This is a genomic window from Sneathiella chinensis (assembly GCF_012720115.1).
Taxonomy (GTDB): Bacteria; Pseudomonadota; Alphaproteobacteria; order Sneathiellales; family Sneathiellaceae; genus Sneathiella; species Sneathiella chinensis.
Genome location: NZ_VNWN01000006.1, coordinates 267,050 through 292,070, shown reverse-complemented (window position 1 = coordinate 292,070; position 25,021 = coordinate 267,050). Strand labels below are relative to the sequence as shown.

28 protein-coding genes, 2 tRNA genes and 1 riboswitch are annotated in these 25,021 nt (G+C 57.0%); of the genes, 22 read left to right on the top strand and 8 right to left on the bottom strand.

The window, feature by feature from the left end:
• Nucleotides 1–135 precede the first annotated feature (135 nt).
• The 6 genes from FQB27_RS11460 to FQB27_RS11435 form a co-directional block, all read right to left on the bottom strand.
• Nucleotides 136–212 (bottom strand) — tRNA-Arg (locus FQB27_RS11460).
• 20 nt (nt 213–232) lie between these two features.
• Complete coding sequence (locus tag FQB27_RS11455; RefSeq protein ID WP_169561371.1) at nt 233–529, bottom strand: NADH dehydrogenase ubiquinone Fe-S protein 4; 297 nt, start codon at nt 527–529, stop codon at nt 233–235.
• Between the two features lie 11 nt (nt 530–540).
• Nucleotides 541–1,167 (bottom strand): PA14 domain-containing protein, encoded by a 627-nt coding sequence (locus FQB27_RS11450; protein WP_169561178.1) that lies wholly within the window; start codon nt 1,165–1,167, stop codon nt 541–543.
• Between the two features lie 163 nt (nt 1,168–1,330).
• Nucleotides 1,331–1,407 (bottom strand) — tRNA-Pro (locus FQB27_RS11445).
• A 73-nt stretch (nt 1,408–1,480) separates the two neighbouring features.
• A complete protein-coding gene (locus FQB27_RS11440) occupies nt 1,481–1,915 on the bottom strand; it encodes a PaaI family thioesterase (protein WP_169561177.1) in 435 nt (144 codons plus the stop codon).
• Between the two features lie 19 nt (nt 1,916–1,934).
• Nucleotides 1,935–2,483 (bottom strand): DUF192 domain-containing protein, encoded by a 549-nt coding sequence (locus FQB27_RS11435; protein WP_206374592.1) that lies wholly within the window; start codon nt 2,481–2,483, stop codon nt 1,935–1,937.
• A 25-nt stretch (nt 2,484–2,508) separates the two neighbouring features.
• Nucleotides 2,509–2,613: riboswitch (TPP riboswitch) on the top strand.
• Between FQB27_RS11435 and FQB27_RS11430 the strand changes: the two genes are divergently transcribed.
• The 3 genes from FQB27_RS11430 to FQB27_RS11420 all read left to right on the top strand — a co-directional run bounded on the left by FQB27_RS11430 (nt 2,606) and on the right by FQB27_RS11420 (nt 5,169).
• Entirely contained in the window at nt 2,606–3,436 is an 831-nt protein-coding gene (locus tag FQB27_RS11430) for an ABC transporter ATP-binding protein (RefSeq protein ID WP_169561176.1), read from the top strand. It overlaps the preceding riboswitch by 8 nt.
• Nucleotides 3,433–4,212 (top strand): ABC transporter permease, encoded by a 780-nt coding sequence (locus tag FQB27_RS11425; RefSeq protein ID WP_169561175.1) that lies wholly within the window; start codon nt 3,433–3,435, stop codon nt 4,210–4,212. The genes FQB27_RS11430 and FQB27_RS11425 overlap by 4 nt, the downstream gene beginning before the upstream one ends.
• 21 nt (nt 4,213–4,233) lie before the next feature.
• On the top strand, nt 4,234–5,169 hold the full coding sequence (locus FQB27_RS11420; RefSeq protein ID WP_169561174.1) for an ABC transporter substrate-binding protein: 936 nt from the start codon (nt 4,234–4,236) through the stop codon (nt 5,167–5,169).
• Between the two features lie 115 nt (nt 5,170–5,284).
• On the opposite strand, the gene FQB27_RS11415 is transcribed toward FQB27_RS11420, so the two are convergent.
• Entirely contained in the window at nt 5,285–5,857 is a 573-nt protein-coding gene (locus tag FQB27_RS11415) for a cold-shock protein (protein WP_169561173.1), read from the bottom strand.
• 497 nt (nt 5,858–6,354) lie between these two features.
• On the opposite strand from FQB27_RS11415, the gene FQB27_RS11410 reads away from it, so the two are divergent.
• From FQB27_RS11410 to FQB27_RS11365, 10 genes are read left to right on the top strand one after another with little or no spacing between them, the layout of a single operon-like run.
• A complete protein-coding gene (locus FQB27_RS11410; protein ID WP_169561172.1) occupies nt 6,355–6,828 on the top strand; it encodes a Na+/H+ antiporter subunit E in 474 nt (157 codons plus the stop codon).
• Nucleotides 6,825–7,118, top strand: a complete 294-nt coding sequence (locus FQB27_RS11405; protein ID WP_169561171.1) for an MrpF/PhaF family protein — start codon at nt 6,825–6,827, stop codon at nt 7,116–7,118. The genes FQB27_RS11410 and FQB27_RS11405 overlap by 4 nt, the downstream gene beginning before the upstream one ends.
• Nucleotides 7,118–7,477 (top strand): monovalent cation/H(+) antiporter subunit G, encoded by a 360-nt coding sequence (mnhG, locus tag FQB27_RS11400; RefSeq protein ID WP_206374590.1) that lies wholly within the window; start codon nt 7,118–7,120, stop codon nt 7,475–7,477. Before FQB27_RS11405 ends, mnhG begins: the two co-directional genes overlap by 1 nt.
• A gap of 8 nt (nt 7,478–7,485) precedes the next feature.
• The gene (locus tag FQB27_RS11395; RefSeq protein WP_169561170.1) at nt 7,486–8,544 is read left to right on the top strand and encodes a DUF4040 domain-containing protein; all 1,059 of its coding nucleotides are present in this window, start codon (nt 7,486–7,488) and stop codon (nt 8,542–8,544) included.
• A 9-nt stretch (nt 8,545–8,553) separates the two neighbouring features.
• Nucleotides 8,554–8,913: a cation:proton antiporter subunit C gene (locus tag FQB27_RS11390; protein WP_169561169.1), complete on the top strand. Its 360-nt coding sequence runs from the start codon at nt 8,554–8,556 to the stop codon at nt 8,911–8,913.
• A 1-nt stretch (nt 8,914) separates the two neighbouring features.
• Nucleotides 8,915–10,411, top strand: coding sequence for a monovalent cation/H+ antiporter subunit D family protein (locus FQB27_RS11385; protein WP_169561168.1), 1,497 nt, complete (start codon nt 8,915–8,917; stop codon nt 10,409–10,411).
• A gap of 3 nt (nt 10,412–10,414) precedes the next feature.
• Nucleotides 10,415–11,920, top strand: coding sequence for a monovalent cation/H+ antiporter subunit D family protein (locus FQB27_RS11380; RefSeq protein ID WP_169561167.1), 1,506 nt, complete (start codon nt 10,415–10,417; stop codon nt 11,918–11,920).
• 13 nt (nt 11,921–11,933) lie between these two features.
• On the top strand, nt 11,934–12,203 hold the full coding sequence (locus tag FQB27_RS11375) for a hypothetical protein (RefSeq protein ID WP_169561166.1): 270 nt from the start codon (nt 11,934–11,936) through the stop codon (nt 12,201–12,203).
• Nucleotides 12,196–13,899, top strand: a complete 1,704-nt coding sequence (locus FQB27_RS11370; protein WP_169561165.1) for a Na(+)/H(+) antiporter subunit D — start codon at nt 12,196–12,198, stop codon at nt 13,897–13,899. The genes FQB27_RS11375 and FQB27_RS11370 overlap by 8 nt, the downstream gene beginning before the upstream one ends.
• An 11-nt stretch (nt 13,900–13,910) precedes the next feature.
• The gene (locus FQB27_RS11365) at nt 13,911–14,795 is read left to right on the top strand and encodes a ChaN family lipoprotein (protein WP_169561164.1); all 885 of its coding nucleotides are present in this window, start codon (nt 13,911–13,913) and stop codon (nt 14,793–14,795) included.
• An 11-nt stretch (nt 14,796–14,806) separates the two neighbouring features.
• Here FQB27_RS11365 and FQB27_RS11360 read toward each other — a convergent pair whose 3' ends face one another.
• On the bottom strand, nt 14,807–15,412 hold the full coding sequence (locus FQB27_RS11360; protein WP_169561163.1) for a hypothetical protein: 606 nt from the start codon (nt 15,410–15,412) through the stop codon (nt 14,807–14,809).
• Nucleotides 15,413–16,027: 615 nt separating this feature from the next.
• On the opposite strand from FQB27_RS11360, the gene FQB27_RS11355 reads away from it, so the two are divergent.
• The 9 genes from FQB27_RS11355 (at nt 16,028) to FQB27_RS11315 (ending at nt 24,948) form a co-directional block, all read left to right on the top strand.
• A complete protein-coding gene (locus tag FQB27_RS11355) occupies nt 16,028–16,456 on the top strand; it encodes an XdhC family protein (RefSeq protein WP_206374588.1) in 429 nt (142 codons plus the stop codon).
• A gap of 11 nt (nt 16,457–16,467) precedes the next feature.
• Nucleotides 16,468–17,163 carry an XdhC family protein gene (locus tag FQB27_RS11350; protein ID WP_169561162.1) on the top strand — a complete coding sequence of 232 codons (696 nt, stop codon included), beginning with the start codon at nt 16,468–16,470 and terminating at the stop codon, nt 17,161–17,163.
• Complete coding sequence (locus tag FQB27_RS11345; protein ID WP_169561161.1) at nt 17,153–18,787, top strand: NTP transferase domain-containing protein; 1,635 nt, start codon at nt 17,153–17,155, stop codon at nt 18,785–18,787. The genes FQB27_RS11350 and FQB27_RS11345 overlap by 11 nt, the downstream gene beginning before the upstream one ends.
• 7 nt (nt 18,788–18,794) lie before the next feature.
• Entirely contained in the window at nt 18,795–19,238 is a 444-nt protein-coding gene (locus tag FQB27_RS11340; RefSeq protein WP_169561160.1) for an iron-sulfur cluster assembly scaffold protein, read from the top strand.
• A 17-nt stretch (nt 19,239–19,255) separates the two neighbouring features.
• Complete coding sequence (locus FQB27_RS11335; RefSeq protein ID WP_169561159.1) at nt 19,256–19,471, top strand: DUF1289 domain-containing protein; 216 nt, start codon at nt 19,256–19,258, stop codon at nt 19,469–19,471.
• A 105-nt stretch (nt 19,472–19,576) separates the two neighbouring features.
• Nucleotides 19,577–19,750 (top strand): hypothetical protein, encoded by a 174-nt coding sequence (locus FQB27_RS11330; RefSeq protein WP_169561158.1) that lies wholly within the window; start codon nt 19,577–19,579, stop codon nt 19,748–19,750.
• 317 nt (nt 19,751–20,067) lie between these two features.
• Entirely contained in the window at nt 20,068–20,613 is a 546-nt protein-coding gene (locus tag FQB27_RS11325; protein WP_169561157.1) for a PadR family transcriptional regulator, read from the top strand.
• Between the two features lie 43 nt (nt 20,614–20,656).
• Nucleotides 20,657–21,763, top strand: coding sequence for an efflux RND transporter periplasmic adaptor subunit (locus tag FQB27_RS11320; RefSeq protein WP_169561156.1), 1,107 nt, complete (start codon nt 20,657–20,659; stop codon nt 21,761–21,763).
• A complete protein-coding gene (locus tag FQB27_RS11315) occupies nt 21,760–24,948 on the top strand; it encodes an efflux RND transporter permease subunit (protein WP_169561155.1) in 3,189 nt (1,062 codons plus the stop codon). The genes FQB27_RS11320 and FQB27_RS11315 overlap by 4 nt, the downstream gene beginning before the upstream one ends.
• Nucleotides 24,949–25,021 lie beyond the last annotated feature (73 nt).

Here is a 25,021-nt window from a genome sequence, read left to right as displayed (position 1 = left end):
GCCCTGCCCTGCCCCTGAATGCAGGAATGTCTCGTGCCTCCCGCGCGGGGACCGACTTGGAAGTTGGCTGCGCCATGACGGCGAGAAAGGCAACAAAAAAGCCCTTGAAAACAGACTTGCTTTCAAGGGCTTAAATGGCGACCCCGGTACGACTCGAACGTACGACCTACAGATTAGAAGTCTGTTGCTCTATCCAGCTGAGCTACGGGGCCTGTGTTGGTTTGGCTTCGCCTTACCCGCGAACGCGGGAGAAGGAGAAGTTGTCAGCGTAGGTCTTGATATTGAGTTTCCGCTTGCGAGGTTCAAGCACGTTATAGGCAATGCCGTTTTCTTCGCAGTAGGCGATCGCGCTTTCCTTGTCGTCGAACGTCAGGGACACCTGGGAGCCCATATCGCCGGACCCGGTCCACCCCATCAGAGGATCGGCAAAACGGCTTGAGGACGGCGTATACTCCAACCGCCATTGTCCCAATCCCTTACGACCGGACTGCATGGCGTTTTTCGCCGGCTGAAAAATTCTCGCTTTCAGGCTCATGTCACTCAATTCCCAATATGTGCAAACGCTTCCGCTGGCACCAGATCCGCTTCCGCAGGTCCCGGAGGGTCCCAGTACAGCTCCAGCGTGGATGTTCCTTTTTTCTCAAAATAGAGAACACGCACCGGATACCAGCCTGGCTCTGAAATCTCAAGCGTTATTTCGTCGGAAAAGCGATCTCCGTGCACTTCCGGGTCTTCATGAATCATTTTTCCGCCGATGGTGACCTGCACCCCGTCATTGGAATGAACCAGAATCATATAGGACCCTGCTTCCTTGAAATGGATGAAGCCGGTAATGTCCGCCCCCATAAGGTCCGTCGCCGTGGTGGTCAGGACCGGCCCTTCGCCCACCTGATAGTTAAGCATGGGAATGGGTTCCCCCTCGACGCCCTTCTCATACTCCATCCATTCCAGCAATTTCTTGATGGACTGGAACTTGGCGCCGTAATAGCGGACCGCCAGACCGGGCTTGAGCATTTCGGCGGAAGGTTGCGGCTCCGCCTTCATCAGTCCTGAAAAAGTCTCTGCTGTGGCTGGCGCGGCAACGGACAGGAGCGAGACAGCCCCGATCACCGCGCCTGCGGCAAGATTTCTGATCCCGGATGCACCTGTGACTGCTGTTCTCATCATTCCTCCCCTGTCTGCAAGGCTTGAAGAATGGTACCCGCATTCGGGTCTTCGAACAATATACAGAAAGTTAAACTAAAATTACGCCCTGTATGACCGGGTAACAGCCAGCCTTCCCCGGAAAACAAAAAAGCCCTTCGGAACAGAATTCCGAAAGGCTTTTTGATGGTCGGGGCAGCAAGATTCGAACTTGCGACCTCTCGCTCCCAAAGCGAGCGCACTACCAGGCTGTGCTATGCCCCGTTCGTCGTGGCGATGATCTACACCATTGCTTCGGACCCTGCAAGAGTTTGATTCATTTTTTTATTTTTCGGGCTCAAAGTCCCTTGGTGACATCCGCCTTGATATAGTGGAACAACCCGTCCATCCGAAAGACAACACGGTTTCCAACCTTCAACTCCCCGCGGACGAAAGCGACCGACCGGGTGCTGCGGATCACCTCGGTATGGGCCTCGACCCAATCACCTTTCTTGGCGGGCGCCAGGAATTCCGAGTTCATTTTAAGCGTGACCCCGCGCCGGTTATGCTTGACGAAAATCGCCCGCGCCAGAGAGGAATCCGCAAAGGTCATATACATGCCCCCATGCACATAGCCGAGGGAATTGAGATGCTTTTCCTCCACCCGGAAGGCCCGGACCACAGTTCCTTCATCGATCTGCTTTTCATAATAGGGGCCATGCTCGGCGGCATAGGGAGCGTGGGACTCGAATTCCTCGAACCCATCGGGAATCAAGTGTGCTTTTGTATCCATTTTCATTGTTTTTCTTCGTTTACTTGACCGGGGCCGCCCCGGCCCCTGCTTGTTCGTTGTCAAAAATACTGTAAACCAGATAGTCGCCTTTTTGCACCCGATGATTTTGCACAAATCCCGCATTGACCTCCAGCACCGCCAAAACCGGCTGCTGCGAGGAAATCACCGTCAGGTCGCCCGGCCGCGCATTTTCATGAATATGCACAATACGCCCCGTCTCGTCGGCAAACAGCATATCCAGTGGGATCAGGGTGTTTTTCATCCACATGGTCACCGGTTGAACCCGCCCATAATCGAACAGCATCCCGGACAGCGGCGGCAGACTGGCACGGTGCATCAAACCGGTGCGCCGCGTCTCCGGCGTATCGGCGATCTCGACCGTCAGGGCAATCGATCGCCCCGGCCCCGTTAGCAGCATTTCCGCCGAACGGGCCGGAACAGAGCCAAGGATCAAAAGGCACAGAACCGGGAAAGACAGCGCCAGACAGCGAAGCACCAACCTTCGCCCCCATGTGGAGGGAGCCCCTTTCAAGCCGCCGTACAACATTTTATTTAAACCCTTTGCCATAAAAACTTTTTTGCCTATAGTGTGGGCCACCCTCGGGGGGAGCCATGTGTGTGGCTGAGAGGTTCCAAAAGGAACGACCCCTGGACCTGATCAGGTTAGAACCTGCGTAGGAACGAGAATAAATGGTCGCATATGAACAGTCATCCCCTGTCTTGCAGAGGGATGTAAAAAACAATTCATCCGAAACCGGCGCTGCTCGTGTTTCCACCCCTTCCCCTCTTGGTGTTGACATCCATCTGGCCACGCTTGGCTATCAGGATACCATTATCCTTGAAGACCTGCGCCTGACCCTGCATCCCGGCCGGATCACCTGTCTGCTGGGCCCAAGCGGTGTGGGCAAGACAAGCATCCTGAAATCACTGGCGGGCTTCCTGCCCCTGTCCAAAGGCAGCCGGATTGAATGCAGTGACGGCAAACCACTGGCCGGGCGGATTTCCTATATGGACCAGAACGACCTGACCCTTCCGTGGGCCAGTGTGCTGGACAATCTGGTGATAGCGGCCCGTCTCAGTGGCAAAAAGCCGGACTTTGACCGGGCCCGTCACCTTCTGGAGACTGTCGGCCTTGCCGGCAAGGAAGCCCTGTTGCCGTCCCAACTGTCCGGCGGCATGAAGCAACGGGTTGCCCTTGCCAGAACCCTGATGGATGACAATCCGCTGGTTCTGGTGGATGAGCCCTTTTCCGCCCTTGATGCCATCACCCGGCACCGGCTTCAGGACCTGACCGTGAGCCTGCTATCCACGAAAACGGTGTTGATGATCACCCATGACCCACTGGAGGCCCTGCGCATGGGGCACCATATCCATGTGCTGTCCGGCGATCCCGTCCGCCTGTCCGATGACCTGAACCTGACCACCCCGGTGCCGCGAGACCCGACAGGGCCGGACATCACCGCCTGTTACAATGATATCCTTGCCTTGCTGAACACGGCCCGGACGGAGGAGCTGTCATGAAGGTCATTCGACTGATTGTCACCGCCGTTGTGCTTGTGCTGGCATGGGGGTTGATTGCGTGGGGGCTGGACCTGCCGCGCTTTATCCTTCCGTCCCCGCTTGCGGTTCTGAAAACGACGCTCACCAAATATGACATCATCCTTGGCCACGCCCTGACCACCGCGCTGGAAATTTTTCTGGGTCTGGTTCTCGGCGTGTCGCTCGGATGCCTGTCTGCCCTGATCATTTCGGCAAATCGGGGGATCAAGCGATGGATCATGCCGGTCCTGATCGCCAGTCAGGCCATTCCGGTCTTTGCCATTGCACCGCTTCTGGTGTTGTGGTTCGACTATGGCATCACATCCAAGGTGGTCATGGCCACCCTGATCATCTATTTCCCGGTCACCGTCAGCTTTCTTGATGGCCTGAACCGCACCGATCCGGCGTGGCTGGACATGGCCACCCTGATGCAACAGGGCGGGTCCCCGTCGCGGTTGCTGAAAGCCTACCGATTGTATCGGTATATCAAAATCCCCTTTGCCCTGCCGTCCCTTGCGTCGGGGCTTCGGGTGGCAACGGCCGTCGCCCCGATCGGGGCCGTAGTCGGGGAATGGGTCGGGTCCTCGTCCGGGCTTGGGTATCTGATGCTGCACGCCAATGGGCGTATGCAGACGGACCTGATGTTCGCCGCCCTGCTGGTTCTCGCCTTCATGGCAATCAGCCTCTTTTATCTTGTTGATTATGTTCTGCGGTTGGCCTTGCGCTGGCAGCCGGACCAACACAGCGTTTACGATTAATCGTCACTCTTGGAGACTCTCATGAAAAAGTTACTCGCATTGGCATTTACGCTCATGCTGCCCATCAACGCGGCCTATGCCGAGGAAAAGCTGACCGTCCTTCTGGACTGGTTCGTCAACCCGGACCATGCACCGCTGATCGTGGCGAAGGAACACGGCATCTTTGCAAAGCACGGTCTGGACGTGGAACTGATTGCCCCGGCCGACCCGAACGATCCGCCCAAACTTGTCGCTGCCGGAAAGGCACCGCTGGCCGTTTCCTATCAGCCGCAACTGCATGTTCAGGTGGGTGAAGGCTTGCCGCTGAAGCGGATCGCAACACTGGTTGCCACACCGCTTAACAGTCTGGTGGTCCTGAAGGACGGCCCGATCCAGAAAATCACTGACCTGAAAGGAAAGCGGGTTGGCTATTCTGTTGGCGGGTTCGAGAATGTGATCCTGTCTTCCATGCTCGCCGCCAACGGCCTGTCTGCGGATGATGTGGAAATGATCAACGTGAACTGGTCCCTGTCCCCGTCCCTGCTGGCGAAAAAGGTGGATGCGGTGATTGGTGCCTACCGGAACTTTGAACTGAACCAGATGGATATCGAAGGCCATCCGGGCCGGGCGTTCTTCCCCGAGGAAGAAGGCGTGCCGTCCTATGACGAACTGGTGATCGTGGCCCATAGCGACAACCTTGACGATCCCCGTTTCAAACCGTTCCTTGCCGCGATTGAGGAAGGCGTTCAGTACCTGATCAACCACCCGGACGAAAGCTGGAAACTGTTCATCCGTAACCACAAGGAACTGGACGATGAACTGAACCGCCGCGCCTGGGCCGACACTCTGCCGCGCTTTGCGCTGCGCCCCGCCGCGCTGGACAGCAACCGGTATGAGCGGTTTGCCAACTTCCTGAAAGAGGCTGGCGTCGTGAAAGAGGCCCTGCCCGTATCGGACTACGCCATCGAACTCCGGTAACATCCTCTCGTGGGATGTGGACTGCATCCCCGAAAATGGAAAAAGCCTCTGTCCCAGGACAGAGGCTTTTTTCTTTCGATTCCCGTGGGCAGATGGCCGCGAAGGCCTTTCCCGCCTACATGTCCGGTTTCTCGATCTCGGCCACTTGCGGGCCCTTGTCACTGTCCCCGATGCGCACGCGCAGGAACTGTCCCGCCTGAATGGGCATGACCCCTTCCCGCCGCAGGGTTTCCATATGGATGAAAATGTCCTGTGTGCCTTCGCCCCGTGTCAGGAACCCGTATCCCTTGACAGGATCGAACCATTTCACCTCGGTGGTGACGAAATCGCCTTGCGGCTGAATGGCTGGATGTCGCGTTACATTGGAGGTTTCCACCGGTCTTGGCTGGAACGGCACCGCTGTCGAGGTATCGATATCAAGGATCTTGATGGCCTGCAGGCCCTTGGACCGCCGCACCACCTCGCAACTGACGGTAACGCCTTCTGCGACATATTCGTGTCCCGCTTCCCGCAAGCAGGATAAATGAAGGAAAATATCCCCCGGCTCAGAATCCGGGGTCAAAAAACCGAACCCCTTGACCGTATTGAACCATTTTACGCGACCCTTGAGTTCGAAGGATTCCTCCTTGTCATCAAAGGGAGTTGTTAATTCCGGATTGCTTCGCAATTGCTCGACCTTGGCTGTCATTGGAAATTCCACCTATTTAGCGACTACAACTCTCCCCCCGGAACGAACACACTAACATGATGTTTTTCTAAATTTCAATATTCTATTAACCCTACTTATTCAGAAATAGGGGTAAAATTGAAAAAAACAGCAAGCAGGAGAATTTACACAGTCAATCCTCCCTAAAAGAGAAAACAAACGCTACCTGACCGTGTAAAACCCGCCAAATCAAATTGTCATTCAAGTTATCGGGCCCTGCTTTACACCGAATCCGCCAGGATTTTCAAAAACGGATAATTGAGCGATTCCCGATCATTTCCGAATACTTGAAACCGACAATTATTCGCAATAAAAATTACTTTTTTCACCGCATTTTTCTAATAATATGAGCAATCACACCCTTGGGGAAAATGTCGGAACTTCCTTGCGGGTTCAGCAGACTCATGGCATACACACTCCCCAAAACACACGGTTTGCACCCGTTTAGGTGCAGGCTCAAACGATAAGAGGAAAAACTGTTGCGTACAGCTAGCTTGTTCCTTGTTCTACTGGCGGTGTGGTTACTACTGTCCGGGATATACACCCCCCTCCTCATCGGTTTCGGTGTGGTGTCCTGCGCGCTGGTCGCGTTTATCGCCCGCCGCATGGATGTTGCCGACCGGGAAGGTCACCCCATTCATCTGGGTCCGCGCATCATCACTTACTGGTTCTGGCTTGTTGTCGAGATCATCAAGGCCAATGTGGATGTGGCAAAATGCGTCCTGATGCCCAAGACCTACCTGCGCCCCAGCATGTTCACAACAAAGGCCACCCAGAAATCCGATCTTGGCAAGGTGATCTATGCCAATTCCATCACCCTGACACCGGGCACGGTCACGGTTGACCTTGATGATGATGTTGTTCTGGTTCACGCCCTGACCACCGGTTCGGCGGACGGCGTCAAATCCGGCGAAATGGACCGGCGGGTTACCGAACTGATGAGGGAAGCATGAGTATCTTTGCCGTAACGGCCATTGCCATTCTTGTCAGCGCCGCCATGGCGCTGGGCCGGGCCATCCTTGGCCCCACCTCTTATGACCGAATTCTGGCGGTCAACGCCATCGGGACCAAAACCGTTCTGTTGATTGCGGTCCTTGGTTTCATGAACGGGCGTCCGGATTTTCTGGACCTTGCGCTGGTCTATTCACTGGTCAACTTTGTCGGCACGCTTGCCGTTCTCAAATATTTCAAGTTCGGAACCCTGCGCGGCGGTCTTTCCGGCACACGAAAGCGGGGGAACTGATGGATCTTGCTCTTGATATCGGAACCTGGTTCCTGCTGCTGACCGGCAGCTTTTTTCTGATCATCACCGGCCTTGGCCTGCTGCGCCTGCCGGACCTTTATACCCGCATCCACGCCGGCGGCATGGCGGACACCCTTGCCACGCTGCTGATTTTCGTCGGGTTGGCCCTGCAAAGCGGCTTTTCACTGGTGACCGTCAAGCTGGCATTCGTGGTTATCTTTATCTTTTTCACCAGCCCGACCGCGTCCTATGCGCTGGCACAGGCCTCGTTCGTTGCGGGCCTGAAACCGCGCCTTGACGGGTTTGGAGACAGCGAAGACAACAAGACGTCAGACGATCTTGGGAAAGGCCGGGACTAGAGGGGAACATGGAGCAATTTACCGATATTTTCCTGATGCTGCTGCTGGTGGCAGGCGCATTATCCGTTCTCTACGTCCGGAACCTGTTTGTTGCCACCATGCTGCTGGGGGCCGTCAGCTTCATCATGGCCCTGATCTTTGTCTCGCTTGATGCGGTTGACGTGGCCTTTACCGAGGCCGCCGTTGGTGCGGGGATCAGCACGGTTCTCTATCTGGGGACCCTTGCACTGGTCGGGTCCGATGAGAAACCGGCCCGGCGCCGGGCGCTGGTCCCGCTCCTCGTGTCCCTGCTGGTCGGGACCGCCCTTGTCTATGCCACGTTCGACATGCCGGCCTTTGGCCGCGCCGATAACCCGGTCCAGACCCATGTGGCCCCTCGCTATATCGAGGAAAGCCCCAAGGAAATCGGCGTTCCCAACATGGTGACCTCCGTTCTGGCCAGTTATCGTGGCTTTGATACCTTTGGCGAAGTGACCGTGATCTTTACCGCCGGTATTGGCGTTCTGCTGATCCTCAGCCAGTTGCGCCGCCGCCGGGAAGACGAGGCAGACCTCACCGACGGCCCCGACACAGACACGAATATGGACAATGACGCAGCGGCCTCCGCCTCTCCGGCGGAACGGGTCGGCAGTGAGCATGATCTTGTTCCCCATGTGGTCGCCAAGCTGCTTATTCCCTTCATCCTGCTATTTGCCCTGTATGTCCAGTTCCACGGTGATTTCGGTCCCGGTGGCGGCTTTCAGGCAGGCGTGATCTTCGCGGCCGGTTTCATCCTTTATTCCCTGATTTTCGGCCTCCATTTCACACGGCAGATCGTCTCCACCCGGTTGGTGAAATTCCTGCTGGCGCTGGGGGTGGTGCTGTATGGCGGTGTCGGGGTTGTCAGCCTGTTCCTTGGCGGAAACTTCCTTGATTACAATGTCCTGTCTGCCGATCCGGTGGCCGGGCAGCATCTTGGAATTCTGCTGGTTGAACTGGGTGTTGGCATAACGGTCACAGCGGCCATGATCGCAATTTTCTACGCCTTTGCCGGTCGGGCAGAAGGCCGTGGCAATGATATCAACTAAGGCGGTGTGATGATATTTTTCGACCATTTCAATTACTGGATCTTTGTCATCCTGTTGATGATCGGCCTGTTCACGGTCATGAGCCGGACAAACCTGATCAAGAAGATGATCGGCCTGTCCCTGTTCCAGATTTCCGTCTTCCTGTTTTATATCAGCATGGGCAAGATTGACGAGGGAACCGCCCCGATTGTGGTGGAAGGCGCACAGGATGTCGTCTATTCAAACCCCCTTCCCCATGTTCTGATCCTGACCGCCATTGTGGTCGGTGTTGCGACCACGGCACTGGGCCTGTCCCTTGTGGTCCGGATCAAGGAATCCTTCGGTACCATTGACGAGGAAGACATCCTCGCCCGCGAGGACAAGGCCTGATATGTCACTAGTAGCTTCCCATGCGCCTGTTCTGGCGATTATCATTCCGCTTCTGGCTGCGCCCGTCTGCGCCATGCTGCGGGGGACCACCTTTCCCTGGTTCCTGACCACGGTTATCAGCGCCCTGTCCTTTGCTGTCAGTGTCCAGATCCTGCTCACCGTCAGCGATACCGGCCCCATTTCCTATATGCTGGGTGGCTGGGCCGCCCCGTGGGGGATCGAGTATGTGGCCGATCCGCTCAGCGCCTTCGTGATGCTGATCATCAGCGGGATCAGCACCGGTGTGCTGCTCTATGCCCGTGAAAGCATCGCCAAGGAGGTGCCGCCGCACCAGCTTGGCCTGTTCTTCTCCGCCTATCTGCTGGCCCTTGCCGGGATGATGGGGATTACGGTAACAGGCGACGCCTTTAACATTTTTGTGTTCCTGGAAATCACCTCGCTTTCCTCCTATGTGCTGATTGCCATGGGTGAAAAGGCGGACCGGCGCGCCCTGACGTCGGCGTTTCAGTACCTGATTATCGGCACCATCGGCGCAACCTTCATCCTGATCGGTGTGGGTCTGCTCTACATGATGACTGGAACCCTGAACATTGCCGATATCGCGTCGCGCTTTGATGCCATTGCCGATACCCGGCCGGTTCGCGCCGCCGTGGCCTTCCTGATCATCGGGATTGCCATCAAGCTGGCCATGTTCCCGTTCCATGTCTGGCTGCCCAACGCCTACAGCTATGCGCCCAGCATTGTCACGGCCTTCTTCGCCGGAACCGCGACCAAGGTTTCCGTCTATCTGCTGCTGCGCTTTATCTTCACGATCTTTGGCGCCGAATTCAGCTTTGGCGTGGTCAGCCTGTCCGAACTGCTGATGCCGCTGGGCGTCATTGCCTTCCTCAGCATGTCCACGGTGGCCATCTTCCAGACCAACGTCAAACGGCTGCTGGCCTTCTCAAGTGTGGCCCAGCTTGGCTATATGACAGTCGGGATCGCGCTTGCCTCGGAAGCAGGCCTGACGGCCTCCATCCTGCATATTTTCAACCACGCCATTGTCAAGACAGGCCTGTTCCTGTCCGTTGGCTGCATGGTGTTTGTGGCGGGCAGCGCCTATCTGAAAGACCTTGAAGGCATCGGATCGCGCATGCCGCTGACCACCTTCGGGTTTGTTCTCGGCGGCCTCGCCCTGATCGGTGTGCCCCTGACCCCCGGTTTTGTCAGCAAATGGTATCTGGTCATGGCAACGCTGGAACGGGGTGATTTCCTTGGATATGCCCTGACCGCCGGGATGCTGCTGTCTTCCCTGCTGGCCGTTATTTATATCTGGCGGGTGGTCGAGGTGGCCTATTTCCGGCCTGCCCCGGCGGATGCCGAAGCACGGGAAGCGCCTTTGTCCCTGCTGATCCCCACCTGGATTTTCATTATCGGGAGTTTCTATTTTGGTATCCAGACAACTGTCAACGTGGGCTTTGCCGAAAAGGCCGCCAGCTTTCTGATGGGGGGCCTGTAAGTTATGTTTGCCATTGAAACCCATGTGGCGCTTGCCATTCTCATTCCGCTGCTCGGGGCCATCGGCATTGCGCTTGCCGGCAAGGCCCCCAACATTCGGGAAACGGTTACCCTTGTCACCGCGGGCCTGCTGTTTGCCAATGTTCTGACCATCGTGCCCCATGTTCTGGCGGGCGAGGTTCTGGTCTATGAACTGGCAGCCATTCTGCCGGGCTTGTCCCTGACCCTGAATGTGGAACCCCTTGGCATGACCTTCGCGGTCGTCGCGTCCAGCCTGTGGATTGTCAATTCCGTCTATTCCATCGGCTATATGCGCGGCAACAAGGAGAACAAGCAGACCCGGTTCTATATCTGCTTCGCCATCGCGCTTTCCGCCACCATGGGGATCGCGTTTGCCGGTAACCTTTTGACCCTGTTCGTTTTCTATGAAGTTCTCACCCTGTCCACCTATCCGCTGGTGACACACAAGGGGAACGAGGCAGCCCTGAAAGGCGGCCGTATCTATCTCGGGATCCTGATCTCGACCTCAATCGGCTTGCTGCTGCCAGCCATTATCTGGGTCTGGGTTGAAACCGGGACACTGGACTTCACCAAGGGCGGCATTCTGGCCGGTCACTTTGGGCCGGTTGCGTCCGGTATCCTGCTGTTCCTGTTCATGTATGGTATTGGCAAGGCGGCCCTGATGCCGATCCATCGCTGGTTGCCGTCCGCCATGGTTGCCCCGACACCGGTCAGTGCCCTGCTGCATGCGGTTGCTGTTGTGAAGGCGGGCGTGTTCTCGGTCCTGAAAGTCTCCATCTATATTTTCGGGGTGGATTTTCTGGCATCTGTCAACACCCTTGAAATCCTGACATGGATCGCGTCTTTCACCCTGATTGCCGCTTCGGTTATTGCCATGACCAAGGACAACCTGAAAGCCCGGCTGGCCTATTCCACGGTCAGTCAGCTTGCCTATATCGTCCTTGCCGCCTCGCTGGCCACCCCGATGGCCATGACCGGCGGTGCGTTGCAAATCGTCATGCACGCCTTTGGCAAGATCACCCTGTTTTTCTGCGCCGGTGCCATTTACACCGCCGTCAAGAAAACCGAAATCAGCGACATGCGCGGCCTTGGTCGCCAGATGCCCGTGACCTTCATCGCCTTCTTCATCGGCGCCCTCAGCATCATCGGTATTCCACCCCTTGGCGGAAGCTGGAGCAAGTTCTACATCATGCTGGGTGCGGTCGAGGCGGATCAACTGTTCGTCCTTGGGGTGCTGCTAATCAGTTCCCTACTGAACATCGGGTACCTGATGCCCATCGTGATCCGTGGCTTCTTCTATCCCCCGCTTGGCAGTTCAGACCCGAAAGTGGCTGTCGGTCAGGAAATCTCGTTCCTGAGCCGTGACAAGATCCGCGAGGCACCGATCCTGTGTGTGCTGCCGCCGGCCTTTACCGCCATGATGTGTATCGTGCTGTTCCTGTTCATCGATCCCATCTACCAGATGATCCTGCCGATCGTGTTGCCATAAGGGAAGAATTCCGATGTCTAGAAATACTGACAAGAAATACTGGCTGGATCAGCCCGGCGCGACCGACAAGGTATTCCGGGTGGTGGTCCTTCTCGCCATTCTCGCTGCCATTCCCGATATTCTGGCCCTGTTCGACTTTGTCTATCACAAGCACACAAGCACGGACATGGAGGATATCCCCGTTTTCTACGGTCTCTATGCCATGATTTCCTTTCTGGCCCTGCTGGTCGTTGCCAAAACCGTCCGGCCCTTTCTGACCCGGAAGGAGGACTACTATGATTGATGGTCTCAATCCCGGTTTTATCCTGATCCTCGGCGCCCTTCTGGTGCCGCTGACCTCTGGATTTATCCGCTCGCTGCTGGTTCTGGCCCTGCCGGTTCTCGGTTTTGCCCAGATGATCTCTCTCGGCCTTGGAAGCTGGGGCGTGATCGACATGCTGGGTCTGCAGGTGGTTCTCACCCATATTGATCCGCTGTCCCGCGTCTTCGGGATCATCTTCCATATCGCGGCCTTCGCCGCCCTGCTCTATTCGCTGCATGTGAAGGACACGGTCCAGCATATCGCCACGCTGATCTATGCGGGTTCTGCCATCGGTGCGATTTTTGCCGGTGACCTGTTGACCCTGTTCGTGTTCTGGGAAATCACGGCGGTATCCTCCGTGTTCCTGATCTGGGCCAGCCGCACCGAACGGGCATTCCGCTCAGGTGTGCGTTATCTGATTATTCAGGTGACCTCTGGCGTGATCCTGCTGGGCGGTATTGCGCTCTATGTTGCGGATACCGGAAGCCTTGCCTTTGGTCCCATGGAACTTGGCAGTTTTGCCACTTGGGCGTTCCTGATTGCCTTCGGCATCAAGGCCGCTTTCCCGCTGCTCCATAACTGGGTTCAGGATTCCTATCCCGAAGCCACCGTGACCGGCACCGTGGTCCTGTCCGCCTTTACCACCAAGCTGGCCATCTATGCCCTTGCCCGCGCCTTTCCGGGAACGGACCTGCTGATTTATATCGGGGTTGTGATGGTGATTTTCCCGGTTGTTTTCGCCACACTTGAAAATGACCTGCGCCGGACCCTCGCCTATTCCATGAACAGCCAACAGGGCTTCATGGTCATCGGCATCGGCATCGGGACGGAAATGGCCCTGAACGGCGTTGCCGCCCATGCCAGCGTCAGTATTCTATATACTTGCCTTCTGTTCATGTGCACCGGTGCGATCCTGTACCGCACAGGCACGGCCAAGGCCACAGAGCTTGGCTCCCTCTACAAATCCATGCCCCTGACCGCCTTCTTTGCGGTGATCGGATCGCTTGTGATTGTCGCCTTCCCGCTGACGGCGGCCTTTGCGTCCAAATCGCTGATCCTATCCGCCTCCCTGAAGGAAGGATATTACTTCGTCTGGCTGTTCATGCTGTTTGGTGCGGTCGCCGTGATTGACAATATCGGCCTGAAAATTCCGGTCTTCGGCTTCTTCCGCCGCAATGCGGAAAAAGACCCGGCCCCTGTACAGGACGCCCCGGCCCATATGTTGCTGGCCATGGCGCTGCTGACCGGGCTGGCCATTCTGGCCGGTGTCATGCCGGGGGCCTTCTTCTCGCTGCTGCCTTATGATGTCAGCTACGAGGTCTATACCGCCAGCCATGTGGTCACGCAGCTTCAACTGATCCTGTTTGCTACGCTGGCCTTTGCCCTTGCACTCCGTCTTGGGGTATATCCGGGTCTGAAGTCTGCGATCAATCTGGACTTCGACTGGTTCTATCGCAAGGCCGGGAAGTCTTTGGCCATCACCACAGGGACACTGATCCTGACCGTCTGGACCGCGTTTATTAACCTGTGCCAGCGGGGTGTGGCAGGGGTTATCTCCCTTGCGGTTGACACCCACGGGGATGGCAAGACCATGTCCCGAACCGTCTCCTCCAGTGCGGCGGTGGTGGCCATTGTGGCCTTGTTCGGTGTCATCCTGCTGGTGGCTTATCAATTCTGATCGGGTGGTTCATGAAAAAACTTCACGCCGTTTTGCTTCTGTTTACGCTGGTTGTCGCCATGGGATGCAGTGCGACCTCGTCCGGCATTGATACCAACGATATCCAGAATGCAAGCGGCGACCCCGCCGATCTGAAACAGGTGATGCGGGACCTGCAAGGGTCCGACTATATCCTGATCGGCGAGAAGCATGACAACCCCCACCATCACGAACGTCAGTTGATGGTCCTGAAGGCCAGCGTGAAGCCCGGCGATACAGTGGTGTTTGAGATGCTGAACCGGGACCAGCAACCAACCATTGATGCCTTTCAGTCCGGCTCCCTGCCCTATGCGGAACTGGAACAGGCGCTGAACTGGAAAGAAAGCGGCTGGCCGAACTGGCAGTATTACGGCCCGTTGATGCGCATTGCCGTGGATGCCGGGGCCAAGGTTCTTTTTGGCAGTTACCCGCGGGCGGAACTTCGCGAGAAAATGAGCGGTGCCACCGCCCTGAATACGGTCCTGCCCGATGCGGCGCTGGCCGATCTTCGTCAGGAAATCATTAGCAGCCATTGCGACCTTTTGCCCGCAGGCATGATCGATCCCATGATGGTCATGCAGATTGCCAAGGATGACCTGATGAAGCAGCAGATGAAAAACGCCCGTGGAAGCGGCCGCTCTTTCCTGATTGCCGGGAATGGTCATGTGCGCAAAGACCGCGGCGTTCCCCTTCACCTGACAGCAATGGACCCGGCGGCCCGCGTCTTTGTCCTTGGCTTTGCCGAGGAAACCGAGAAGACAGACGCCAAGGCCCTCGTCTCCCGCTATGACGCGCTGTGGTTTACGGCCCCGTCGCCTGCGGTTGATTACTGCGAAAGCCTGCGCAAGAAGTTCGGCAAAAAGCCGTCTGCCAACTAAACCGCCCTGCCCTAGCGGGTTCGCTTGGTGGTGACCCGCCGCTTGGGGGCCCAGCGGGTGACAGACCGCCCATCGGCGGTAAATCGCACCTCTTGGGCATCATTGGGCGCTGCATCCAGATTGGAATGTCCCGCGTTGAAGGTGGAACCATCGGGAAACTTGGTGACGGCCGGGTCCCCCATCAGGGACGGGATACCGTCGGCATAGGCGAAAACCATTTCCTTGATCTGGACTTCCGAATTTCTGCCCCGGCCAAGCGCCGCCTCAATGGCCCTGTCCCGATCCAGAATCAGGTCCAGTTCCTCCACCGTTCGGGCCCCGCAGGCCTGCCACATCTCGTTCAGGACAGCCTCGACCGCGGCGGACGGCTGGATGGGATCGGACGCCCTCACCCCCTGCTCCAACGCAATGAACAGGTCCGGCTCGATCGGGCCGACGCGGGTGGCAAGGAAGGTGGCGGGCATCATTTTCGCGCCCTTGTGACGGGCGGCATACAGCGCCTGCGCCAGATACAAAAGCCGCATCAGGGATTGCGGACGGATCACATTTCCGGTTCTCTCTCCCTGGATTTCCAGCCAGGAAACCACATCGAATGTTGATCTGATCGCTGGGCGCATACTTCACTCCGCAATTTTAAAGTCTGGATTTTACCATAATCACCAGTGGTTAACCATGACTTAACATTCCCCTGACCGCCCGGAATAACGGGGCCTGCCTCTCGGCACTTGCGGGACGGGTTTAGTTTCCGCTAATCTCTCTTACACATAAGGGAAACAGGGCCGGACCGGCCCCTACAACCAACAAACAGTTCGTTCAACCATACTTAATATGATATTTTTCAAATGATCATATCTTGACGTGATCGCTGTTGGGGGCGAAACTCAATACCGAGTGAGGAATATAAAGTTTCAATAAGGGCACTCGGAAATGGCGGCACCGGCTGCGGCCATTCAATCCTAGGGAGGAGAACACCATATATGGGAGGGTGATCAATGTCAGTAGAGAAGGGAGAGACTGATGTCCTGCCTGATGGCCTGAACCGAACCCAAGGGGAAGCATTGCGTCTTCCCCTTGGTTTTGTGATCCCCGCCGCGCCCTCCCGGAACGCCTGTTGCCCCGGAGCCGGAGGCGGTTTAACCTGTTTGTCTGGATAGACCCGAACTATGAGCAAACCCATCATGCCCCTTGCCGTAACATGACCTGCGTCTGCGTCCGCCTGCCAAATCCCTTCCATGCCCACCTCCCCCATCCGGGGCCGGGCAAGGGGAACCGGCTGGCTGCAGGAAGGCCAGTCTCAGGAAGGTCCCATCCATGACAGCGCCATGACGTCCTCGCTTGATCAGGCCCTTCGGGATGATGCCCTTGCAACAGCCCTTGACTGGAAACAGGCGGGCAAGTCCGTTGCCATTGCCACGGTCATCCAGACATGGGGATCGGCCCCCCGCCCGGTTGGCAGCCAGCTTGCCATTGACGAGGCAGGCAATATGGTCGGATCGGTCAGTGGTGGCTGCGTGGAAGGGGCCGTCATTCAGGAAGCCCTGTCCCTGATGCAATCCGGCGGTACAAAAAGTCTGGAGTTCGGCGTCAGCGATGATCAGGCCTGGGAAGTGGGTCTTGCCTGTGGCGGCAAGATCCGCATCTTCATTGAAACCGTCAACTGAAAGAGCCTGCCATGGATCTCGCGCTTCTGGAAGAACTTCAACGGGCCAAGGCCGAAAAGCGACAGGTTGTGCTGGCGACAAACCTGACAAATGGCCACAGCAAATTAATGTATCCATTTGAAATAAAAGAGGAAAACAACATCATCAATGCGGCAAGATCGGCCCTTCAAATGGACAGGCCGCAGGAAGTGGAAACGGATGAAGGGCCTGTTTTCCTCAATATCTTCAACCCGCCGCTTCGGCTTTTTGTTGTTGGCGCCGTCCATATCGCCCAGAAGTTGGTGCCCATGGCGGCCGCTGCGGGATATGACGTAACGGTCATCGATCCCAGACGCAGCTTTGCCTCCGACCTTCGCTTTCCCGATGTGGCCCTTGATACCCGCTGGCCGGACGAAGCCTTGAGCGATTTGGCACCGGACAGACGCAGCGCCCTTGTCACCCTGACCCATGACGCCAAACTGGATGACCCGGCCCTGCAAGCGGCACTCAGAACGGACATGTTCTATATCGGTGCCCTTGGCAGTACCAGAACCCGTGCAAAACGCGAGGACCGGCTGACAGAGGCCGGTTTCAGCAAAACCGACATGGACCGCATTCATGGGCCGGTCGGTCTGGATATCGGGGCCCGAAACCCGGCCGAGATTGCCATTTCCATCATGGCCGAACTGACCCTGATCTTGCGAAAAGGGGCCCGCCATGATCTTTGACCGCCTGCCCCTGTCCATGGCCGAAGGGGCCATCCTTGCCCATGCCGTGGATGCCGGTCCCCTTGGCCGGCTGAAGAAAGGGCAAGTGCTGGATACCGAGATGCTGGCCTGTCTGGCCAAGGCCGGGCATGAGACCGTGCTCGCCGCCCGGCTGGAAGCAGACGACATCGCCGAAGATGACGCCGCCCGCCTTCTGTCGGAACAGTTCAACGGCGATCATGTGTCCGTTGCCCCGCCCTTCACAGGCCGGGCCAACCTTCATGCAAAGCAGGCAGGCGTCGCCCGCATCAACCGTGAACTTATTAATAAAATCAATACAATAGACCAAAGCGTTACAGTCGCAACCGTCCGCCATATGGAGAAGGTAGAGGCGGGCCAGATGCTGGCCACCGTCAAGATCATTCCCTTCGCCGCCCATCGCGCCCATCTGGATCGGGCCACTAAATTTTGTGGGTCCGCCCGTGACAAGCTGGTCACGGTCAGTCCCTTCACGCCCAAAAAGATCGGGCTTGTCTCAACCCGTCTTCCCGGCACCACGGACAAGACTATCGAGAAATCGGTTCGCGTCCTGTCCGACCGGTTGGACCAGTGCGGCAACAGCCTGTATCGCCACATGGTCATTCCCCATCATGAAACCGAACTGGCCCCGGCATTGAAAACCCTTGAACAGGAAGGCTGCGACCTGATCCTTGTTTTCGGGGCATCGGCCATTACAGATATTCGCGATGTCATTCCCCGCGCCCTTGAGGAGAGTGGCGGCACGGTCCTTCATTTCGGTATGCCCGTCGACCCCGGCAATCTTCTGCTGCTGGGGGAACTGGACAAGGCCACCGTTGTCGGTCTGCCCGGCTGTACCCGATCGCCGAAACTGAACGGATTCGACTGGGTCCTGCAACGGTTACTGGCCGATATTCCCGTGGGTGCACAGGATATCATGGAAATGGGCGAAGGCGGCCTTCTCAAGGAAATTCCAAGCCGCCCGCAACCGCGGGATGGAACCCGGCGCCGCCACACCGGGGGACAGCCCCTGAAAATCGCGGGCCTGATCCTTGCGGCGGGGCAATCCCGGCGCATGGGGCCTGAAAACAAGCTCCTCGCCCTCATTGATGGCAAACCCATGATCCGCCATGTGACCGAACAGGTTCTTGCGGCGCGGGTGGACAAAACCCTGCTGGTCTGCGGGCATGAGGCAGAGGCCATTCGGAAATCAGTTTGGGATCTGGGGGTCGATTGTGCCGACAACCCCGATTACGCTGACGGGTTATCCACCTCCCTCAAAACCGGTTTTCAGAAACTGGCCGGGGACCATGACGGCATTCTGGTTTGCCTTGGGGACATGCCGCTTGTCTCGGCGGACATTCTGAACCGCCTGATTGACGCTTTCAACCCCGACGAAGGCCGCGCCATCATCGTCCCCACCATCAAGGGAAAGCGGGGAAACCCGGTCCTGATTTCCAGCCAGCTCCAGAATCAAATCTCAGAAATCACTGGAGATATTGGCGCCAAGCAATTGATTTTAAATAACGAAGATGTTGTTCATTCTGTGGAAATTGACAGTGACGGCATTTTCATTGATATAGACACACCAGACATGCTGTCCCTCGTATCCAAAAAGAAGAAGTGAGTTTCAAGTGATCCAGGAACTGTACCAGAAAAGCCTGATGCGGCTTGCAGCCAACGCAACAGGCGCCGGCACCCTTAGCGCCCCAAACGCCACCCTGACCCTGGATAACCCGACCTGCGGGGATCGGGTCACGCTTCAGGTCCGCCTTGAAGACGGACGCATCATGGAGCTTGCCCATGACAACAAGGCCTGTATGCTGTGTCAGGCGTCTGCCTCTCTTCTTGGGGAACATGCGGTCGGTCTGACACTGGAGGATATCGACCGGGTTCGCGCCGCCCTTCTTGCCCTTCTGGAAAAGGGGGAAGAACAAGATGGTGACATCGACCTGCCCTGGGAGGGGTTGGAATTCTTTGCCCCGGTGAAGGATCACAAAAGCCGCCATATTTGCGTATTGCTTCCTTTCAATGCGCTGATCGAAATTCTGGAAACACAAACAGAACAACAAGAATAAGAAGCTGATTTTCGACTATGCACAGAACCGTTATCAAACAGAAGAACCTGAACACCGACATCCCGTCCCCCTGCACCGGCATTTGCAGCATGGATGACGCCAACCTGTATTGTAAGGGCTGTTTTCGCAACCGCCTCGAAATCGGTGGCTGGTCCCTGATGTCCAGCGAGGAAAAACTCGCCGTCATCAAGGAACTGCGTGGTCGCCGCCGGGCCGCTAAAGAAAACGCCTGACCGCCAAAAAGGCGCCGTCACCTTATTCCTGCCGTCTTTTCGGCCAAGAATAGACACATCCCCCTGATAAGGTTTGCAAATGCATCATTCTGTCAGGGGGACATCATGTATCTGAGAACACTTTCCACGCTGACCACCCTGTTTCTGGTACTGCTGTTTGTGGTGATGGCCTGGGCCGTCCCGTCCGCAACCTCCTTCTCGACCGCAACCCTTGGGACAGACACCCCTGCGCCCCTTTGCGCCCATGAGCAGGACAGGTATAAAAACCTGCAAGGATAAGCGGACCCTCAAGGACATTCTTCTGATAGAATCACTTTAGGGAATTCGGATACCGGGCCTCTTGCACCGGTTCGGACCGGCTGCATTTTGTTATCTACGTCACATTTTTCTGTCACCTTTTCGTTTCAATAAGACGAAAAAGAGACACCTGCGTTCCCAATTGTCTTTTCCCCGTGACAAAGGTCACAGACAACGCCCCCTGCCGTCCTCATTGTTTTCGCCGCTGATATGACAGATCGATATATATCGGTCCGATATAGTGATAGAATAACGGCCCTGCATTCCAGAAGGACATGCAGGCAGGGAGAGCAGGATAAATGGACATCAGGACACTCTGTCTGGGGTTGCTGACCTTCGGGGAAGCCACAGGATACGAGATCAAGAAGGCGTTTCAGGACCGCATGAGCATGGTCTATGACGCCAGCTTCAGTTCCATTTACCCTTCCCTTAACCGGTTAACGAAAGAAGGGTTGGTTTCCTGCCGCGCCGAAAGCCAGAGCCGGCGGCCGGACCGCAAGGTGTATTCAATCACCCCGGCGGGCCGGGAGGAATTCCTCAAGGAAATCCACAACGCCCCGGCAGCGGACAAATTCCGCTCCGACTTTCTGGCCACACTGATGTTTTCTCACTTGTTGCAACCGGGCAACGTATCCCGGCTGATTGACAATCAAATTATGGATTATCGTCAAAAAAAGGACGAATTGTCACAAGGCTGTGGCATGAAACAATCGCAATCCGAGCAATTTCTATGTGGATTTGGCGTTACGATGTATCAGGCTGCAATTGAATACCTGGAACAGAACAGACACTTGATCGAGGCACCGGCCCCTGTCCGGGCACCTGCCAAACAGTCTGTCAAATGAAACCATCGGCCTTTCCATTCAGGACCCTAAAAGAGGTAAATCTGTGAACCGTTCAGTTATTATTGCCATCACGATCGCCGTTGGCGTGACCGGCTGGATCCTTTCCGGGCAATTTGCCAGTGACGAGCCGGAGCCAGTCGCGGGCACAGACGCGGAAACAGCGGATCTGTCGGCGGCCCTTGAGCCCAATACGGTCTCCCCTCTTGAGGTACAGGTCCGCACCTTTGTCGCGTCCGAACGCACGCAGGAAGTTGTGGTGCGCGGCAAGACGGAGGCTTTCAGAACCGTTGAATTGAAGGCGGAAACGCCGGGCCGGGTTGTTGAAGTCCTCGCCGAGCGGGGCCAGCGGGTCAAGGAGGGCGACATTCTGGTCAAGTTTGCCGTCAAGGCCCGCCTTGCCCAACTTGCCGAAGCCGAGGCTCTGGTCCGCCAGCGGGAAATTGAGTATGCCGCTGCCAAGTCCCTGAACAAGAAGGGCTTCAGCGCCAATACCACACTGGCCAGCAGCAAGGCCTTGCTGGACAGCGCCCTCGCCCAGGCCAAATCGGTCCGCATCATGCTGGAGGACCTGATCATCCGGGCCCCGTTTGACGGCATTGTGGAAGAGCGCCATGTGGAGATCGGCGATTATCTGAAAGATGGCAACCCGGTTGCCACGGTGGTCGATGAAGACCCGTTCCTTGTCACCGGCCAGATTTCGGAAATGTTCGTCAACCGGATCAAGGTTGGCGACCGCGGCACTGCCCGCCTTGTGACCGGCGAGACGGTTTCCGGCACCATTCGCTTTATCGGCAAGACCGCCGATCCGGCCACCCGGACGTTCCGTGTTGAATTGCTGATCAATAATACCGAAGGCACCATCCGGTCCGGCGTCACGGCGGAAACCGTGTTCCTGACCACCCCGGTGCAGGCCCACTTCATGTCACCCGCTTACCTGACCCTGAATGACGAAGGGACGCTGGGTATTCGCATTGTTGATGATGGGGATATTGTCCGTTTCGTTCCGGTGAGCATCCTGTCCGATTCAAACGATGGTGCGTGGGTTCGCGGCCTGCCCGAGACAGCGCGGGTGATTGTGGTCGGCAATGAATTCGTCAAGGACGGCGAAAAAGTGGTTCCGGTGACAGAAACAGCGGGGGCCCGCTCATGAATGCGCTGATTGATGCGGCCATTCACCGCTCCCGCACCATCATCAGTACCCTGTTGCTGATTCTGGTGGCCGGTGCGGTGGCCTATAACGATATCGCCAAGGAATCCGACCCGGACGTCAACATTCCAATCATCTATGTGTCCATGACCCATGAGGGCATCTCACCCGAGGATGCGGAACGCCTGCTGGTCCGCCCCATGGAGATCGAGCTTCGCGGCATCGAGGGCATCAAGGAAATGAAATCCACCGCCGGCGAGGGTCACGCATCCGTCCTGATGGAGTTTGAGGCGGGCTTCGATGCGGATTCCGCCCTTGATGATGTGCGCGAAAAGGTGGATATCGCCAAGAAGGAACTGCCCGAGGAAACCGATGACCCCACGGTTCACGAGGTGAATGTGGGCCTGTTCCCGGTCCTTGTGGTGACCCTGTCCGGTGAAATCCCGACCCGCACCCTGATCCGCATTGCCAAGGACCTACAGGATGACATTGAAGGCCTGCAAGGGGTTCTGGCAGCCGATATCAGCGGCGACCGCGAAGAGGTACTGGAAGTCATCATCGATCCGGTCAAGCTGGAAAGCTACCAGATTTCCAACACGGACCTGATCAACGCGGTGCAGCTTAACAACAGACTGGTGGCCGCCGGGGCGATGGATACGGGCAAGGGCCGGTTCTCCATCAAGGTACCGGGGTTGTTTGAAACCGCCGAGGATGTCTTTTCCATCCCGCTCAAGGTGTCCGGGGATGGCGTTGTCACCCTTGGCGATGTGACCACCATTCGTCGGACCTTCAAGGATGCGGAAACCTATGCCCGCCTGAACGGCAAGCCTGCCGTGGTGCTTGAAATCAAGAAGCGGCTGGGTGAAAACATCATCGAAACCATCGAGCAGGTGCAGACCCTTGTTCTGGAAGAACAGAAGCACTGGCCCGAAGGGGTCGAGGTTACCTTCAGTCAGGACAAGTCGGACGATATCCGCACCATGCTGAAGGACCTGCAGAACAACATCATCAGCGCCATTATCCTTGTCATGATCGTGGTGATCAGTGCCCTTGGCGTTCGCACCGCCGGTCTGGTCGGTCTGTCCATTCCCGGCTCGTTCCTGATCGGTATCCTGTATCTGTACCTGTTTGGCTTCACCATCAATATCGTGGTGCTGTTCGGCCTTATTCTGGCCGTTGGCATGCTGGTGGACGGGGCCATTGTGGTGACCGAGTTCGCGGACAGAAAGATGGCCGAGGGGTTCGACCGGGTGGAAGCCTATGGTCTGGCGGCAAAGCGCATGGCGTGGCCCATTATCGCCTCCACGGCCACCACACTGGCCGTGTTCATGCCGCTTCTGTTCTGGCCCGGTGTTGTGGGCGAGTTCATGAAGTTCCTGCCCATCACCCTGATTACCACCCTCACCGGCTCTCTGCTGATGGCGCTGATCTTTGTGCCAACGCTGGGGTCCGTGTTCGGCAAGGCCGGGTCCATGAACTCGAAAACCCTGTCGGCACTGGCCGCAGCGGAAAGCGGGGATATTCGCAATATTGGCGGGGCAACCGGCCTTTATATCCGCACCCTGTCAAAGGCCCTGAAGCGCCCGTCCCTTGTGGTGCTGGCCGGGGTCGTAACCCTGATCGGGGTACAGGCCTATTACCAGACCCACGGAAACGGCGAGGAATTCTTCCCCGATGTGGAGCCGGAAATGGCGCTTGTCTATATCCACGCGCGCGGCAACATGTCCACCATTGAAAAGGACATGCTGGTTCAGCAGGTGGAACGGGAAGTCCTGAAACTGGATGATTTCTCGTCCATCTATTCCCGGACGGGCGGCGGCGCCGATGGACAGGACATTTCCGAGGATGTGATCGGCGTGATCCAGATGGAATTCAAGGACTGGCTGGAACGCCGTCCCGCCGCCGAGGTGTTCAAGGATATTCGGGACAGGACCCGGTATATTGCCGGGATTACGGTGGAAACCCGCGAACCGGATGCCGGGCCGCCCACCGGCAAGGACATCCAGATCGAACTGGCCTCCCGCTTCCCGGAGAAACTGGAACCGGCTGTGGTTAAAATCCGCAGTCATCTGGAACAGAAAGTGGCCGACCTTCAGGATCTTGAGGACAGCCGCGCCATTCCCGGTATCGAATGGCAGATCACCGTTGACCGGGCACAGGCGGGCCGTTTTGGCGCCGATGTAACCACCATCGGCAAGACGATCCAGTTGGTCACCAATGGTATCAAGGCCCATGAATATCGTCCCCATGAAGTGGATGACGAAGTGGAAATCCGCATCCGCTATCCGGAGGAATATCGCAGCCTTGAACAACTGGACAACCTTCGGATCAGTACAGACCACGGCATGGTGCCCATCTCCAACTTTGCGGAGCGCACCCCCCAGCCCAAGGTCGGAACCATTACCCGCGTGGATTCGGTCCGGGTGATGACCATCAAGGCCAATGTGGTTGACGGCGTTCTGGTGGATGACAAGGTGCGCGAGATCGAGGCATGGCTGAAAGCCCCGGACGGGGCCGGTCTGGACCCGGATGTGTCCTTCGCGTTCAAGGGCGAGGATGAGGAACAGAAGAAAGCCCAGGCGTTTCTTGGCAAGGCCTTTGGCGTTGCCCTGTTTATCATGGCCATCATTCTGGTGACCCAGTTTAACAGCTTCTATCATGCCTTCCTGATCCTGACGGCGGTGATCATGTCCACCATTGGCGTGTTTGTCGGCCTGCTTGTCACAGGACAGCCGTTCGGCATTGTCATGACGGGGGTCGGGATTATCTCGCTGGCCGGGATCGTAGTGAACAACAATATCGTTCTGATCGACACCTTTGCCTATCTTCGCAAACAGGGCATGGACGCCCGCGAGGCCATTCTTCGGACGGGGGCGCAGCGTCTTCGCCCGGTTATGCTGACAACCATCACCACCATCTTTGGCCTGCTGCCCATGACGCTGCAGACCAATATCGACTTCCTCTCCCGCGAGGTGGTTGTGGGCGCGCCTTCCTCCCAGTGGTGGGTGCAGTTGTCAACAGCGGTGGCCTTCGGCCTGACCTTTGCCACGGTCCTGACCCTGATCATGACGCCCAGCCTGTTGATGATCGGCGCCAATGTGTCCGATTATTTCGATCGGCGCCGCGCCCATAAACGGGCACGTCTTGCGGCGAAACGGGAACAACAGGCGATCCAGCCCGCCGAATAACGGCAAAAGAAAAGGGAGGCTAAAGCCTCCCTTTTTTATTCCTTGCCCCCTGCCCCTTGTCGAGCCGGGCTCT

What these genes read in the sequence shown, in the direction of transcription:
- FQB27_RS11390 (WP_169561169.1), top strand. Translation starts at nt 8,554, where the DNA reads ATGATATTTTTCGACCATTTCAATTACTGGATCTTTGTCATCCTGTTG.
- FQB27_RS11330 (WP_169561158.1), top strand. Translation starts at nt 19,577, where the DNA reads ATGTATCTGAGAACACTTTCCACGCTGACCACCCTGTTTCTGGTACTG.
- FQB27_RS11405 (WP_169561171.1), top strand. Translation starts at nt 6,825, where the DNA reads ATGAGTATCTTTGCCGTAACGGCCATTGCCATTCTTGTCAGCGCCGCC.
- mnhG (WP_206374590.1), top strand. Translation starts at nt 7,118, where the DNA reads ATGGATCTTGCTCTTGATATCGGAACCTGGTTCCTGCTGCTGACCGGC.
- FQB27_RS11315 (WP_169561155.1), top strand. Translation starts at nt 21,760, where the DNA reads ATGAATGCGCTGATTGATGCGGCCATTCACCGCTCCCGCACCATCATC.
- FQB27_RS11325 (WP_169561157.1), top strand. Translation starts at nt 20,068, where the DNA reads ATGGACATCAGGACACTCTGTCTGGGGTTGCTGACCTTCGGGGAAGCC.
- FQB27_RS11425 (WP_169561175.1), top strand. Translation starts at nt 3,433, where the DNA reads ATGAAGGTCATTCGACTGATTGTCACCGCCGTTGTGCTTGTGCTGGCA.
- FQB27_RS11370 (WP_169561165.1), top strand. Translation starts at nt 12,196, where the DNA reads ATGATTGATGGTCTCAATCCCGGTTTTATCCTGATCCTCGGCGCCCTT.
- FQB27_RS11430 (WP_169561176.1), top strand. Translation starts at nt 2,606, where the DNA reads ATGGTCGCATATGAACAGTCATCCCCTGTCTTGCAGAGGGATGTAAAA.
- FQB27_RS11420 (WP_169561174.1), top strand. Translation starts at nt 4,234, where the DNA reads ATGAAAAAGTTACTCGCATTGGCATTTACGCTCATGCTGCCCATCAAC.
- FQB27_RS11415 (WP_169561173.1), bottom strand. Translation starts at nt 5,857, where the DNA reads ATGACAGCCAAGGTCGAGCAATTGCGAAGCAATCCGGAATTAACAACT.
- FQB27_RS11395 (WP_169561170.1), top strand. Translation starts at nt 7,486, where the DNA reads ATGGAGCAATTTACCGATATTTTCCTGATGCTGCTGCTGGTGGCAGGC.
- FQB27_RS11345 (WP_169561161.1), top strand. Translation starts at nt 17,153, where the DNA reads ATGATCTTTGACCGCCTGCCCCTGTCCATGGCCGAAGGGGCCATCCTT.
- FQB27_RS11380 (WP_169561167.1), top strand. Translation starts at nt 10,415, where the DNA reads ATGTTTGCCATTGAAACCCATGTGGCGCTTGCCATTCTCATTCCGCTG.
- FQB27_RS11335 (WP_169561159.1), top strand. Translation starts at nt 19,256, where the DNA reads ATGCACAGAACCGTTATCAAACAGAAGAACCTGAACACCGACATCCCG.
- FQB27_RS11385 (WP_169561168.1), top strand. Translation starts at nt 8,915, where the DNA reads ATGTCACTAGTAGCTTCCCATGCGCCTGTTCTGGCGATTATCATTCCG.
- FQB27_RS11360 (WP_169561163.1), bottom strand. Translation starts at nt 15,412, where the DNA reads ATGCGCCCAGCGATCAGATCAACATTCGATGTGGTTTCCTGGCTGGAA.
- FQB27_RS11355 (WP_206374588.1), top strand. Translation starts at nt 16,028, where the DNA reads ATGCCCACCTCCCCCATCCGGGGCCGGGCAAGGGGAACCGGCTGGCTG.
- FQB27_RS11365 (WP_169561164.1), top strand. Translation starts at nt 13,911, where the DNA reads ATGAAAAAACTTCACGCCGTTTTGCTTCTGTTTACGCTGGTTGTCGCC.
- FQB27_RS11375 (WP_169561166.1), top strand. Translation starts at nt 11,934, where the DNA reads ATGTCTAGAAATACTGACAAGAAATACTGGCTGGATCAGCCCGGCGCG.
- FQB27_RS11435 (WP_206374592.1), bottom strand. Translation starts at nt 2,483, where the DNA reads ATGGCAAAGGGTTTAAATAAAATGTTGTACGGCGGCTTGAAAGGGGCT.
- FQB27_RS11450 (WP_169561178.1), bottom strand. Translation starts at nt 1,167, where the DNA reads ATGATGAGAACAGCAGTCACAGGTGCATCCGGGATCAGAAATCTTGCC.
- FQB27_RS11440 (WP_169561177.1), bottom strand. Translation starts at nt 1,915, where the DNA reads ATGGATACAAAAGCACACTTGATTCCCGATGGGTTCGAGGAATTCGAG.
- FQB27_RS11350 (WP_169561162.1), top strand. Translation starts at nt 16,468, where the DNA reads ATGGATCTCGCGCTTCTGGAAGAACTTCAACGGGCCAAGGCCGAAAAG.